At 45.2% G+C, this 13,044-nt stretch carries 14 protein-coding genes; 6 read left to right on the top strand and 8 right to left on the bottom strand.

Features of this window, described 5'->3' with window-relative positions:
• The first annotated feature begins 65 nt into the window (after positions 1 to 65).
• Positions 66 to 1,586, top strand: a complete 1,521-nt coding sequence (locus tag AAA952_RS08850) for an EAL domain-containing protein (RefSeq protein WP_338256186.1) — start codon at positions 66 to 68, stop codon at positions 1,584 to 1,586.
• Positions 1,587 to 1,675: 89 nt separating this feature from the next.
• On the opposite strand, the gene AAA952_RS08845 is transcribed toward AAA952_RS08850, so the two are convergent.
• The 4 genes from AAA952_RS08845 to AAA952_RS08830 form a co-directional block, all read right to left on the bottom strand.
• Positions 1,676 to 2,989, bottom strand: coding sequence for an ammonium transporter (locus AAA952_RS08845; protein ID WP_338256184.1), 1,314 nt, complete (start codon positions 2,987 to 2,989; stop codon positions 1,676 to 1,678).
• A complete protein-coding gene (locus AAA952_RS08840) occupies positions 2,986 to 3,324 on the bottom strand; it encodes a P-II family nitrogen regulator (protein ID WP_006080270.1) in 339 nt (112 codons plus the stop codon). Before AAA952_RS08840 ends, AAA952_RS08845 begins: the two co-directional genes overlap by 4 nt.
• Before the next feature lie 351 nt (positions 3,325 to 3,675).
• Positions 3,676 to 4,632, bottom strand: coding sequence for a ketopantoate reductase family protein (locus AAA952_RS08835; RefSeq protein ID WP_338256181.1), 957 nt, complete (start codon positions 4,630 to 4,632; stop codon positions 3,676 to 3,678).
• Positions 4,633 to 4,682: 50 nt separating this feature from the next.
• Positions 4,683 to 5,045: a VanZ family protein gene (locus tag AAA952_RS08830; RefSeq protein WP_338256178.1), complete on the bottom strand. Its 363-nt coding sequence runs from the start codon at positions 5,043 to 5,045 to the stop codon at positions 4,683 to 4,685.
• 156 nt (positions 5,046 to 5,201) lie between these two features.
• Here AAA952_RS08830 and AAA952_RS08825 point away from each other — a divergent pair, with 156 nt between their 5' ends.
• Positions 5,202 to 5,687, top strand: a complete 486-nt coding sequence (locus tag AAA952_RS08825) for a YajQ family cyclic di-GMP-binding protein (RefSeq protein ID WP_006080274.1) — start codon at positions 5,202 to 5,204, stop codon at positions 5,685 to 5,687.
• A gap of 121 nt (positions 5,688 to 5,808) precedes the next feature.
• Here the strand turns inward: AAA952_RS08825 and AAA952_RS08820 are convergent, their stop codons facing one another.
• From AAA952_RS08820 to AAA952_RS08805, 4 genes are all read right to left on the bottom strand, one after another.
• Positions 5,809 to 7,224 (bottom strand): AmpG family muropeptide MFS transporter, encoded by a 1,416-nt coding sequence (locus tag AAA952_RS08820; protein ID WP_338256175.1) that lies wholly within the window; start codon positions 7,222 to 7,224, stop codon positions 5,809 to 5,811.
• A gap of 283 nt (positions 7,225 to 7,507) precedes the next feature.
• A complete protein-coding gene (locus AAA952_RS08815) occupies positions 7,508 to 7,828 on the bottom strand; it encodes a hypothetical protein (RefSeq protein WP_028761869.1) in 321 nt (106 codons plus the stop codon).
• Positions 7,829 to 7,901: 73 nt separating this feature from the next.
• On the bottom strand, positions 7,902 to 8,486 hold the full coding sequence (locus AAA952_RS08810; protein WP_028761870.1) for a peptidylprolyl isomerase: 585 nt from the start codon (positions 8,484 to 8,486) through the stop codon (positions 7,902 to 7,904).
• Between the two features lie 29 nt (positions 8,487 to 8,515).
• Complete coding sequence (locus AAA952_RS08805; RefSeq protein ID WP_263203674.1) at positions 8,516 to 9,082, bottom strand: YajG family lipoprotein; 567 nt, start codon at positions 9,080 to 9,082, stop codon at positions 8,516 to 8,518.
• Between the two features lie 227 nt (positions 9,083 to 9,309).
• Here AAA952_RS08805 and AAA952_RS08800 point away from each other — a divergent pair, with 227 nt between their 5' ends.
• From AAA952_RS08800 to AAA952_RS08785, 4 genes are all read left to right on the top strand, one after another.
• Positions 9,310 to 9,834 carry a porin family protein gene (locus AAA952_RS08800; protein WP_409437975.1) on the top strand — a complete coding sequence of 175 codons (525 nt, stop codon included), beginning with the start codon at positions 9,310 to 9,312 and terminating at the stop codon, positions 9,832 to 9,834.
• Positions 9,835 to 10,049: 215 nt separating this feature from the next.
• Positions 10,050 to 11,081, top strand: a complete 1,032-nt coding sequence (locus tag AAA952_RS08795) for a DUF2804 domain-containing protein (RefSeq protein ID WP_338256169.1) — start codon at positions 10,050 to 10,052, stop codon at positions 11,079 to 11,081.
• 131 nt (positions 11,082 to 11,212) lie between these two features.
• On the top strand, positions 11,213 to 12,079 hold the full coding sequence (locus tag AAA952_RS08790) for a sterol desaturase family protein (RefSeq protein WP_338256167.1): 867 nt from the start codon (positions 11,213 to 11,215) through the stop codon (positions 12,077 to 12,079).
• A gap of 169 nt (positions 12,080 to 12,248) precedes the next feature.
• A complete protein-coding gene (locus AAA952_RS08785; RefSeq protein ID WP_338256165.1) occupies positions 12,249 to 12,872 on the top strand; it encodes a hypothetical protein in 624 nt (207 codons plus the stop codon).
• The last annotated feature ends 172 nt before the right edge of the window (positions 12,873 to 13,044 follow it).

The following is a 13,044-nucleotide window of genomic DNA, read 5'->3' as shown; positions in this document are numbered from 1 at the left end:
ACACACGTCTTGCTCCATAGATTTTGATACCATTTTTAACCGAGCGCTGTGCGAGTTAAGGATATATGCGAAAAAAGTTAGCAAAATTAAATCTGTCATTATGGCAATGGCTGGCAGTCATATTGTTTCCAATTGGAATTGCTGCTGTCGCAAGTTATCTTTCTGCACAGTATTTTGTTGAAGATAAAGTCAAAGGTGTGGGGGCTATTTATGTAGATCACATAGATACTTTGATCTCTCATGCCGATGAAATCAGCCATTATGCATTGGCATTGAAGGATTCTGAGTGTCAAGAGTTATACAACTATATGTTGTTCCAACCTTACTTTCGTTCGGCTTTAATATTTGATTCACAACGCGTTTATTGCTCATCTAAAACCGGTGATATTGATATTCCCCTGAGCATTGTTAGTGTTACCGAAAATCTTGAAATATCTAATCAGTTTATTATTGCGGGCACGCCTTTTATGCCTGAGGTGCCCGCGATAGTGTCATCTAAATGGGATCCTAAATCTAAACACGGCGCCGCTGTGATTATTGAAGGGAAATATTTAGTAGATTCCTTTGTACAGCCCGATGTGTTTCCCAGCGCAGTTATCAATGTCGCTTTATCCATCAATGGAAAAACGATTCCAGAGTCACTCGGATTTATCAAAAATGAGGTAATGACTTTAGATTCTGATGAGCACAATTTTTCAGTGTTACTAGAAATGTCACCTGCTTTTTTTAGGCATTTTTTTTGGATATTTTTTGCCATCTCACTACCCTTTAGCATTATTTTGATTACTGGTTCTATCTTGTTTGTGCTCTATTCACGGTTATCTCGTCACTCCCTTGCTGATGATATTCGTAGCGGGATAGAGAACGAAGAGTTCTTTTTGGTTTATCAACCTGTTATCTGTGCTGAGGACGGCAAGGCCAAAGGAGTCGAGGCATTAGTGCGTTGGCAGCACCCACAAATGGGCTTAGTGCGGCCTGATTTGTTTATTCCTATCGCCGAAGAGAGCAAGTTGATTGTTCCATTGACCAATTATATCTTCGAAAAGGCATTAAAAGATTTTGCTAATATGAGGGTTGAATCGGGCTTTAGAGTCGCGTTCAACGTGGCGCCAGAGCATTTCACCCAAGATGATATCGAGTCGAAATTTATTCATCTGCGGGATTCTTTGGATCGTATTGGCGTTAAGCCTTTAATCGAAATCACCGAACGGCAATTATTAACGCCGGATATTTGCCAGCGCATTGAAAGCTTACGCCAGTTGGGGATTTTAGTGGCTATCGATGACTTTGGTACTGGGCAAACAACCTTATCTTTGTTACAAACCATGCCATTGGATTACTTGAAAATCGACAAATGCTTCATCGATACCATAGGGCAGGACTCTGTGACTTCCCACGTGCTCGATACCATTATCGAGCTCTCCCACAAGATGAATTATGTGGTGGTGGCTGAAGGGGTTGAAACGCAGGAGCAGGCGGACTATTTGACCAGTCGCCAAGTCCATTTTTTACAAGGTTATCTCTTTGCTAAGCCGATGAAGCTGGCGGATTTAAAGTTATGGTTAGTCGAACATTTCAAAAAGTAGCATCATGATGTAAGTCAGCCATCAGGGCGCCTTGGTGCCCTTATGGCTATTGAACTGTCTTAACTAAAGGTTCTGGCTCGAGGTTCTGATTAAAGACTATAACCAGTTTCTTCGTGTTCCGATAAATCTAAGCCGTTAACTTCTTGTTCTGTGCTGACACGAAGGCCGCCAAGTAGCTTACGGATGATCACGAATAGCAACCAAGTGACCACAGCTGTATAAGTGAATGTTGCCGCGACCCCGATAATCTGTACCCCAAGTTGGTCTATCATGGTTTCGTTCACGGCTGCAAAACCGTAGCCGCTAAAGACGCCTAATTGGGTCGAGCTAAACACGCCGGCCAAAAGAGTTCCGAGAATACCGCCAACCCCGTGTACGGGGAAAACGTCTAAGGAGTCATCGATCTTAAGTTTCTGTTTGATATAAACCGTTGAGTAAAAACACACGATCCCGCCGAGTAAACCAATCACTAATGCACCCGCTGGGCCAACATAACCAGACGCCGGAGTGATAGTGCCTAAGCCTGCTACCATGCCGGTGACTATGCCAAGGGCGCTGGGTTTACCAAACTTAATCCACTCAATTGCTGCCCAGGTCATCGCGCCCATAGAAGCGGCGAGATGAGTTGCTAAAATCGCCATGGCAGCGGTGCCATTGGCGCCGAGTGCGCTACCACCATTAAAACCGAACCAACCGACCCACAGCATGCCCGCACCTGTGACTGTCATGGTCAGGTTGTGCGGCATAATCGCCGAGTTTAAAAATCCTTTGCGCGGACCTAGTACTTTAGCCGCCACGAGCGCTGCAACTCCGGCTGTAATATGTACTACGGTTCCGCCCGCGAAATCGTACAGTCCTAGCTGTGCTAACCAGCCTCCGCCCCACACCCAGTGGGTGATCGGCGCATAAACCAATAATAACCAAGCCCCTGAAAAGATGAGCACGGCTGAGAATTTCATCCTCTCGGCAAAGCCACCGATGATTAAAGCTGGCGTTATGATGGCAAAGGTCATTTGAAATAGCATAAACAGGGGCTCAGGAATATCCCCACTGAGACTATCGCGGCCAATGCCTGACAGTAATGCTTTACCTAAGCCACCGATAAAACTATTGCCCGCATCGAAGGCGAGCGAATAACCTATGGCAAACCATAAAACTGAGACAAGGGCGGCGATAGAGAAGCACTGCATCAATATCGAGAGTACGTTTTTACTGCGTACTAAACCGCCGTAAAATAAGGCTAATCCGGGTAAGGTCATCAACAACACCAGCGCGGATGAGCTTAAGATCCACGCAGTATTCGCTGCGCTGAACTGACCCTCATCGGCGACAGCATTGGTCGCCAACATACTGAATAATATCGATAGATATTTAAAACTGAGTCTGAAGTTCGCTAGTATCATAGGGCATCCACTCCTTCTTCCGAAGTGCGAATGCGCACGACTTGTTGGAGTTCGGTCACAAAGATTTTGCCATCGCCCACTTTACCCGTATGGGCAGCGGCAATAATGGCTTCGATAACGGCTTCTTCTTGATCGGAGTGAATGGCGACTTCGAGTTTCATCTTAGGCAAAAAGTCCACTGCGTATTCGGCGCCACGATACAATTCTGTATGGCCCTTTTGGCGGCCAAAGCCGCGCACTTCAGTGACTGTCATGCCATGGACGTTGAGCTGAGTTAAGGCTTCACGTACATCGTCTAATTTGAACGGTTTAATGATTGCGGTGACCAGTTTCAATTTTCTCTCCAACAAACTTCAGACTCAATTTATTGGAATAAAGCAGGAATCAGGCCATATAAACAAAGCATTTATTATCATTGCGTTAACATTAAGTCGCACCGAAATAGCATCATGAATTGATGCAAAACGGTGCAAAACAGAATCAAACCGCCCTGATTTGGTGCGTTTTATTGGTGCAAGATGAGTTCTGCTGGCAAGTATCAGTGCAGATAGTGTCGAGTGAATATAAAGCGAGGGGAGTCAGCGTTTTAATGCGCTGCATGAATGCGGGGAATTAAATCGTGATTTACAGATTATCTTGATTAAACATTAGGTTAACTTTAATTGAACTAGGCTAGTTGTGCTCGCTTAAACTGCTAGCTGTTTGACTCGCGCCCAAAGCTCGGCATTGACTGGCGCACTTAAACCGTGTGCTTGTGCACGCTCACAGATATAGCCGTTAATTTGGTCTATCTCGGTTCGCCTTTGATGCGCAATATCTTGGTGCATCGACGAGAAGTTCCCAGCTGTTAGGCGGATCACTTGGTAGACCCTGTCGTGCAAAAATGATTTATCAAGCGACACGCCATCATGTGCGGCAACTAGGACTAACTCATCGAGAATACCCTTAATCATTTCACTAAAATCTGGCTCAGCTAGTTTGCCATTGGGGCATTGATATAGCGCCGTGAGCGGATTGATGGCGGCATTGACTGCGAGTTTTTGCCACAGGCAAGGCACAATCGTATCGACCCATTCACTGCTCGGGATGGCAGCCAGCAAAGCGTTGCGATAATGCTCCGTCAGTTCAGCGCCTGTGAAATGCCCCAGCTGAGTCAGCCCTTGTCCGGTTTGCTTAATCAGCCAAGGGGCTTGGCGTAACACCCCTTGAGACGTTGTCCCTAGGCTTAGCCCTCTGCCATTGGCTTGCGCATTAATCAGCGGTGCTAGCGCTAAATGAGGCCCCATGCCATTGTGTAATAACAAAATATGACATTGGCTAGGCAGTTGCTTGAGTAAGGGGGAGAGCGCATCGAGCACTTGATAGGCTTTAACGCAGACAATCACGAGGCGGATATTATCGAGCGCATTGGCCGCTAAGATAGGCACAGAATACTGGAGTGCGTGTGTTTTCTGTTGATTATCATTGGCCAGCGCTAATGGAGTGACACTAAGTGTCTGCTGTATAGATGCAATTGAATCGCGGCCGATAAGACCAACACTCATGCCCGCTGTTGTCAGTTGGTGGCAAATAAGCTGCCCAACGGCACCAGCACCTAAAATCGCAATATCCACCACGCGATTTATGTTCACTGCATGAGTCATATGTGTAGCCTTAAGGTATCTGTTATCAGTACCAGTTTGAAGCACCTGAGTTAATCTTCTCGTAATTGCGCTGCGCGGAAGTATTTGCCATAGGCCCAATTGCAAAAGTAAAACAGTGCAATACCCGAAAAGTCGGCAATAACGTCACCCACAGAAGCGCTACGGTAGGGCAAACGTGATTGCACTAACTCAATTAAAATGGCGTAGCATGCCAGTGTGAGAGATAACCAATACCACTTAGGTTTGAAAGCAAGATAGGTGAGATAGGAGAGGCAAAAAAAGCTCCCAAGATGGCCGACCTTGTCGATATTCGGGATACTTTGCGAATAGGTTGGTCTGGAAAATACCAGATAACTGATCACGACAAAGGCTACGGCTAAAGCCAGCTTAAATAGGGTATTTTTAGTTATCACAAATATGTTTGTATTAGCTTAGAGTGGGGCAATGATAGGAAAATGTGTGGCTAAAGTCACCCATGATTACGCTTTTATTCTAGGCTTTACCTTCAACTTAGGCCTGTGTGTGGGTAAACTAGCTGCATATTAATTTGATATGGGACATAAAAAATTATGCCTTCAATGGATATTGTGTCAGAAGTGAATGAAGTTGAACTGCGTAATGCGGTTGATAATACTAAGCGTGAGCTGGCGACACGTTTCGATTTCCGCGGTAAAACGGCTGACGTCGAATATAAGGACCATGTGGTCACGTTAACCGCTGAAGATGACTTCCAATGCCAACAATTAGTGGACATTTTACGTATGCAACTGAGCAAACGTAATGTGGATCCGTCTTCGATGGAAGTCGATGAGAAAGCCATCCACAGCGGTAAAACCTTCTCCCTAAAAGTGAAGTTTAAAGAAGGTATAGAAACCTTAATTGCTAAAAAACTGGTCAAGCTAATTAAAGACAGCAAACTTAAAGTGCAAGCGTCTATTCAGGGCGAGAAAGTACGAGTTACAGGTAAAAAACGTGACGATTTACAAGCTGTCATGGCGTTGGCACGTGAGTCTGAGTTAGGCCAGCCTTTCCAATTTGATAACTTTAAAGATTAATCGAGCAGAATTGGTTTAACGTGATGCAGTATCGCGTTTGCCATTTCGTCTTTAAATGTAAAAGCCCTCACACTAAGGTGTGAGGGCTTTTTTATATTGATGACATAAGTGCTATGAGACCTTAATCCGAGTTTGTTGGTGCACTTTTTGATGAATCATCCATTAATGATGTGCTTGGATGCGGCGCATACTTGTTGACTAAGATAACCAAAAACAACACCGGAAAGCCAATAACACTGGCGGCGACAAAGAAGTTCACATAACCAAATACGTCGACATAAGCGCCCGAGAAGCCCGCGATAAATTTAGGGAAAAGCAACATAATCGAAGACAGTAAGGCATATTGCGTTGCACTGTAGCCGTTGCTAGTGAGACTCGAGAGATAGGCAATAAATGCCGCCGTGGCTATCCCAGCGCTGAAGTTATCCACGGAAATAGCAAAGGTTAAAAAGGGCACGTTGTAGCCAATCACTGCCTGCCACGCAAATAGCAGATTGGTTACGGCAACCAGTAAGGCACCGAGGAAAAGGATTTTCATAGTTCCGAAGCGGGCTAACAAAACACCGCCGAAGGCTGCGCCGACTAAGGTCATGATCAGGCCATAGATTTTACTCAAATAGGCAATTTCTTCCTTAGTGAATCCCATGTCCACATAAAAGACGTTCGCCATAATCCCCATCACAATATCCGAGATCCGGTAGCAAGAAATCAGTAATAAGATAAGGATAGCGCTGCGGCCATAGCGTTTGAAAAAGTCGATAAAGGGTAAAATACTGGCCGTATATACCCAAGATATGCCCGCTGCGATAATTCTAGGATAACGTGCACTTAAGCGTTGTTTTAGCGCTAATTCAGTGGCATCGGCGGCGCGGGTATCGACTTCGGGTTCGCGGCTAAAAAGCGTGGTCAAAATCCCAACAGACATCAAGCCCGCCATAATCAGGTAAGAAGTTTGCCATGCCACTAAGTTGTATGCCGTGTTACCGGGTTCAACCCAAGCCGCTATGGTTAGAGCACCTGCGGTGGCGATAATCATGGCGCTGCGATAACCCACTTGATAGGCCGCTGCTAGTGCGGCTTGCATCTTTTCTGGGGCTGATTCAATCCGAAAGGCATCAATAACAATATCTTGGGTGGCTGAGGCAAAGGCGACCATTAACGCGAACAGTGCCAAGCGCTCGAGATCTTTGAGAGGGTCACTAAAAGACATGCCTAAGATGGCACCAACCAATAACAACTGAGCGAACAGCATCCAGCTACGGCGGCGGCCTAGAAATCGAGTTAGCAGCGGCAATGAAAGCCGATCGACTAAGGGTGACCAAGCCCATTTAAACGCATAGGCTAAGGCTATCCAGCTGAAATAACCGATTGAAGTGCGATCAACACCAGCTTCACGCAACCAAAAGGATAACGTTGAAAATACCAGCATTAATGGTAGACCAGCAGAAAAACCCAGTAATAACAGGATCAAAACCCGCTTGTGATAATAGACACTGAGGGCATCGAGTGTACGTTGAATAAAACCTGTTGCGGACATAGGCATGAGTCTAAGTGTTTAATCCGCTTAGCTTACGGGTAAGGTGCCATAGGGTTCAAGGGCTAATGGTATTCCTTTTACTTTGGAGTCCCGTTTAGCACTATAAGATGGTTGAATATGGCTCGAGAGTTAACTGCTTGTAGCTAAAAGTTTATCGCTTATCTTTATCGCCAGCATTGATCTTGATAGTAAGGAGAGCGTAATAATGTACACACGAGGAATTTGTTTACGAAATAAAAAGGCCCTATTACAGGGCCATTTTTTATCGATAGGAATGCTGAACTTAAGGTCTTATCCCGATGCATCCCTGCGGCACTCGGCCGCCTAAACTCAGGTAGTCACAGCAATCATTTACTTGCTTACGCAGATATTGATTACCGCGGATCACACAGTCAGGCCACCTGTTAAAGCTGTGGAGCAAGTGCCAAAACACTTTTTCAGTTTCAGTTTGCGCTTCGCCAGTCGAATTCAGTTGCTGCCATTCTTCTAACGTGTCCCATAAGTAAAGTTGCACTTCATGGAAGTCGAGTTCTTCACTCAAAAACGCTTTTCCATAGAAGGCGAGTTGGGGCGCTTTATTATCGATGAACTCAGTTGCCGTCATCGTTTGCCTCCTTTCTGTTTACTATCACAGTATAGATGCAAAATTAGCGCTTTTGCTCGAAATTATATTTTGATTACTGTTTTGGTAATAATTTGGCTTTTTTCAATATGATAGGGGTAACAGGAACATCGGGCCAATTGAGCTTAGTGTTAGTTCCGGTCTCAACGACAGCCATAGCTTCGAGGACGGTTTTACCTTCAATCACTTCACCAAATACGGCATAACCCCAACGACGTTTAGAGGGATCGAGTTTAGTGTTGTCGGCTACGTTAAAGTAGAACTGACGAGTGGCTGAGTGCGGCTCGTTTTCACGTGCCATGGCGATAGTGCCCATGCTATTTGTTAGGCCATTTCCTGATTCGTTGACTATCGGCTTACCCTCGGGGAGCTCTTCATACTTGGGGGTGAGTCCGCCGCCTTGCACCACAAAGTCACTGATCACGCGGTGAAATATTGTGTTGTCGTATTCGCCTTTAACGACATGAGTTAAAAAGTTATCGACAGTGATTGGTGCACGAGTTCTATCTAGCTCGACCACTATTTTGCCTAAGCTAGTATCAAATTCGACTCTGGGATACAAGGTATCGGCCTGAATGTCGAGTGCGAGGCTATGATGACTCATAAAGATGAGTAAGAGGGCTGATATCCAACGGAGCATATTGATTTCCTTATAATAAACTGACGCTGTTATTTTTGTAGAAACTGATTAAGCTCAGGATCGTTTAGAATCTCGCCGGTAAGTTGGCCGAGCAATTTGTTCATATCCAGTTCTAAGGTTGCAAAATCGGGCGTTAAAGGACCTTTTAAAGTGCCTTTGGCTTTATAGCGTTTTACCAGCTCTTGGGTGGAATTTTTGGCTTGAACTGCGATTAACACACTGTGTTTTGCCTCATAGCCAAAGGTCTTTTTAGTGATATCCATTTGCAATTCTTCTAATTGAATTTGCACTGAATTACTTGCGCTTGGGTCGATTTGGTAGCCCGCTTGAGCAAAACCTGCGCGGAATACTTCATCGAGTAACAGTTTAGGCGGTTCGCTCGGGCCAACTAAACGTGTTTTTGTCCCTTCTTCAATAAAACGAGCAACATAATCGACTGTGCGTGTATCTACCGTTTCAAGAGCGATAGGTACAAGTTGCGCCGTTTGTTGGCTGATATTGGGCACTTGAGGGCTGAAAGCCATATGAGTCGGATTTTGGCTGGCACAGCCCGCGAACAGCAGGGGGAAAGTCAAGGTCAGTAATAGCCGTTTCATGGGATCTCTCGTACAAGTAAAAGTGGCTACAGCATACCAGAAATCACTTTTGATGCCACAGAACACCGTGATTCAGTTGAGGTACAGCTTTTATTGCTAATATCTTGTGCTCATTATTCACATCCGTGTTTTCTGTGCATTCACATCATTTATTCGCATAGTTACAAGGCATGGAAGGCAGGTTAAATATGGAAAAAATATCATTCACTTCGTTATTTGTTGGCCTGATGCTGGCGTCAGGCCTGATGAGCTCCAATGCGCTCGCGGGCGATTCTGCCCATATACTGGGTGGTAGTTTAGGTTACGGTACCCAAGAATTTGAAACTAAGAACGGTAAATATGATGCGGGTGACACCTTAACCAGCGACTTATATTACCGCTATATGCTCAACGAGCATTTTGGGTTTGAGGCGGGTTATTTAGCGGGTTCAGGTGGGGTGGCGAGTGCGCTTGTTAGCGTCATCAGTGAGATAAAAGATTTACGTTACCAAGGTGTTAGAACCGCGGCTTACGGTGAGTATGCTTTGTCTCGTGGTAACAGCTTGTATGCCAAATTAGGCGCTGCTTACACTCAAGTCAGCTATGAGATAGATAAACAAGATATGGACTCGGATGATGTCGGTTTTTATGGCGCTGCAGGCTGGCAATATCGATTTAAGTCAGGATTCGGTTTGAATTTGGAATACCAATATATCCCGATGAAAGAGCTTGAATTACAGGGGATCAACTTTGGTATTAGCTACCGATTCTAATCTTTCCTTATCCAACGATTAAAGCGCCTTTAGGCGCTTTAATCGTTTTACAAACAAGGAATTTAAAACATTAAACCGAATACTGACTGGCAACAAAATGACAACATTTTGTCCTTGCACTCTTTTAATGCAATGGGGGACAGGTTAGAGTAAAAATTCGATGTTTAGAATGAGAGAGCATAGATGCTCCCGCGTCTTTTTTGTAAGGCTTAGTCATGTTAACGATAGCAACGCAAATCGCCCCAGATAACCTGATCAATCCGAAGGGGTTACCCCATTTTGGTCATTTCGATGGCATAGTCAAAACCTTAGGTTTAGCGGACTTTGCCTATTTCGATACCATGGATAAACCTGCTTCAGCGTGGGCTAAGCATTTCGATTATAAACAATTTCAGTTTGTCTCTTTGGTCACGCCGCGTTATGTCCTAGGCATCGCGCTTGCCGATATTGCCTACGTCGGCAGTGCTTTTTGTTATTTATACGATATAAAAACCAACACACTCACCCAGCTTGATTGGTTAAAACCTTTGAGGTTTGGCTATCAAATTACGCCATCGCCAGCCGAGGGCCGAAGTAGTATTGGCCGTAAAGGGGCGCAGTTAAGCTTTGAGATTGTAGAGGGCGGTTGGCGGTTAATCATTGATACTAAGAACATTCAAGCCGATGTTACTTTACACTCAGCCCCCTTAAGTTTGCCTATGGCCATGTGTAGTCCTACTGGATACAACGGCTGGACTTACACACAAAAGCATAATGGTTTGACCGTTAAAGGTAGTTTGACTGTGGGTCATGAGCCGCAGCCGCTGAATCAAGCTTTAGCAGGCTATGATTTTTCAGCGGGTTACATGCGCCGTGATACCAGTTGGCGCTGGGCGTCAATTAACGCGCGGATCCATGAGGGCATTATGGGGCTTAATTTAGCGGCGGGTGTTAATGAAACTGGGGCTACTGAAAATGTCTTTTGGATTAATGGCGAGCGTCATTTACTCGGGCCAGTGCAATTTGAGTTTGATCGCCATGCCACGCTCGGCGCCGAGGTTTGGCGAGTCTACAGTCAAAATGGCCAAGTGGATTTGCAGTTTGCGGCGCGCAATTGTCGCAGTGAAAAGCGTAATTTGCTCTTGCTTAAGAGTAATTTCCGCCAATTCATCGGTCATTTCAGCGGCACGATTACCGATAATCAAGGGCACAGTTACCAGTTAAATAATGTTCTGGGACTCGCCGAAGATCATTATGCCCGCTGGTAGCTAACGGCTACTAACGGATCGCAGCTGCCTGCGTTGTGGCGTTGAATGCGGTTTATAGAATGCAGTTAGAGTTTTTATAAAAGTAACAATAAAAATAATCATAAAATAAAAATAGAACAGGATGATCTTATATGGATATCGCCTCGCTGATCCAGCACCCAGAATTGTTACTGCTGGTGCTTGCACCTTTGTTTTTTGTGTGTATTTTGCTGGAATGGTACTTTGGCGATAAAAGACAAAAGCTACCGTTAAGTGCACGTTATCGCGGCCAAGAAGTGCTGTGTAATTTCAGCCTCGCGGCCATGCATCAAGGTGCTGATTTACTCACTGGTTTGCTGATCGCTAAGCTGTATTTGGCGATTTTTGGTTGGAAGTTATTCGATATTGAAATGGGCCCATTGAGCTTTATTACCTTGATGGTCGCGCAGGATTTTTGTTATTACTGGTTCCACAGGGCGAGCCACAGAGTCCGCTGGATGTGGGCGGCTCACGTGGTGCACCATAGCTCTGAGAATATGAATTTTAGCACGGCGTTTCGTCAGAGTTTAATGTATCCCTTTGCAGGCATGTGGGTATTTTGGTTACCGCTGGTGGTCATAGGTTTCGATCCAAACTGGGTGGTGTTTGTGGTATTACTCAATCTGGGATTGCAATTTTTTGTGCATACCCAAGCGATTAAATCACTCGGACCGCTGGAATGGGTCTTCAATACACCGTCACATCACAGGGTGCACCACGGTCGTAATCCCCAATATATAGATAAGAACTATGCGGGCGTGCTGATTATTTGGGACAAGCTGTTTGGTACCTTTGAGCCCGAAGTGGAGACTGTGATTTACGGCATTACTAAGCCAGTGAATAGTTTTAATCCCTTTAAAGTGACTTTTAGCGAATGGCGAGACATGTTTGCTGAGGTTACCGCGACAGGCTTGAGTGTTAAACAACGATTACGTATCTTGTTTGCTCCGCCTTCCAGCAGTTTAAAAAGCGAGGAATAACAATCCACTGCATTTTCCAAGTTAAATAGCGCAAATGGCTAATAGAGTCTTGAATTTAGCCTTGCTAGCCTATATTCCGTTTTTTGCCACTGTTTTGGTGTAAAAATGTACAATCCCATACTTTGGTGGTACTTTTTGGGGGAAGGAATTTAACTCGGGAGGACTTATCATGATGGATGAACCTCGATTATCCGCGGAGGAGCTTGCTTGTTTTAGCGAACTTTTTTCGCCGACTCGTGTGGGCACAGCCTTGACTAACGATCCCCTAGTCAATCACGTGCTCACAGTCACAACTGAAGTGCCGCAAGTTATCGCCTCGATTCTCGGTAAGGCAAAACTCACTCTATTGGCCGAAGTCGGGACCTATAAACTCTGGTTTCCACTACTGATGAAAGTGGATGACTTTGGACAGTTTCAGCCTACTTTAGGTGTGCCTGAAGTGCTAGATGCCTCGGGAGTGGAGCGCAGTTGGCGGTTAACTCAGGCCGATGATGTGTGGATATTCGACCACGATCAAGGTGAGCAATGGTCTGTTGCCTCGTTATCCAGTTCTGGCATGGCCATCCGTGCTAAATCACAGCAGCAATTTAAGCAATTGTTAGGCAGTAAAGATCTGCAATTACAATTGCCCAATGGCGAGACTATGCGCGTCGATATCGAGCCTATTCGTAGCGAGAAAGGTCTGGCCTTCGTTAAGTTTCAGGCCGAAACCGAAGAGCGTGAAGCGTTGCGTCAATTCTTATTTAGTCGCCACCGTAGCCAGCACGCTCAGCTCTACCGTGACTTACGTTAGTACCTCTATTGCGACAGTTTTTGGCCTTGTGTTAGTTGACCTGTTATCTAAAAATCTCAGTTCTGCAACTCGAATGTGAAATCCACTGATTAGAAGCTGTCATTTGTGATTGCTGTGCTTTTCCCCGATTGTTACCTGCCAATCTGTCGCCCGATGGATTAGAATGGCGGTG

The sequence above is a fragment of the Shewanella sp. M-Br genome, assembly GCF_036245925.1.
In the GTDB taxonomy this organism is placed as follows: domain Bacteria; phylum Pseudomonadota; class Gammaproteobacteria; order Enterobacterales; family Shewanellaceae; genus Shewanella; species Shewanella oncorhynchi.
The sequence above is the reverse complement of the archived record's forward strand: the minus strand, read 5'-3'. Positions and strand labels throughout refer to the sequence as shown.

Coding starts and splice junctions, on each gene's coding strand:
- AAA952_RS08850 (WP_338256186.1), top strand. CDS start 66: ATGCGAAAAAAGTTAGCAAAATTAAATCTGTCATTATGGCAATGGCTG.
- AAA952_RS08795 (WP_338256169.1), top strand. CDS start 10,050: ATGTTAACGATAGCAACGCAAATCGCCCCAGATAACCTGATCAATCCG.
- AAA952_RS08825 (WP_006080274.1), top strand. CDS start 5,202: ATGCCTTCAATGGATATTGTGTCAGAAGTGAATGAAGTTGAACTGCGT.
- AAA952_RS08815 (WP_028761869.1), bottom strand. CDS start 7,828: ATGACGGCAACTGAGTTCATCGATAATAAAGCGCCCCAACTCGCCTTC.
- AAA952_RS08790 (WP_338256167.1), top strand. CDS start 11,213: ATGGATATCGCCTCGCTGATCCAGCACCCAGAATTGTTACTGCTGGTG.
- AAA952_RS08805 (WP_263203674.1), bottom strand. CDS start 9,082: ATGAAACGGCTATTACTGACCTTGACTTTCCCCCTGCTGTTCGCGGGC.
- AAA952_RS08800 (WP_409437975.1), top strand. CDS start 9,310: ATGCTGGCGTCAGGCCTGATGAGCTCCAATGCGCTCGCGGGCGATTCT.
- AAA952_RS08810 (WP_028761870.1), bottom strand. CDS start 8,486: ATGCTCCGTTGGATATCAGCCCTCTTACTCATCTTTATGAGTCATCAT.
- AAA952_RS08820 (WP_338256175.1), bottom strand. CDS start 7,224: ATGTCCGCAACAGGTTTTATTCAACGTACACTCGATGCCCTCAGTGTC.
- AAA952_RS08845 (WP_338256184.1), bottom strand. CDS start 2,989: ATGATACTAGCGAACTTCAGACTCAGTTTTAAATATCTATCGATATTA.
- AAA952_RS08835 (WP_338256181.1), bottom strand. CDS start 4,632: ATGACTCATGCAGTGAACATAAATCGCGTGGTGGATATTGCGATTTTA.
- AAA952_RS08785 (WP_338256165.1), top strand. CDS start 12,249: ATGATGGATGAACCTCGATTATCCGCGGAGGAGCTTGCTTGTTTTAGC.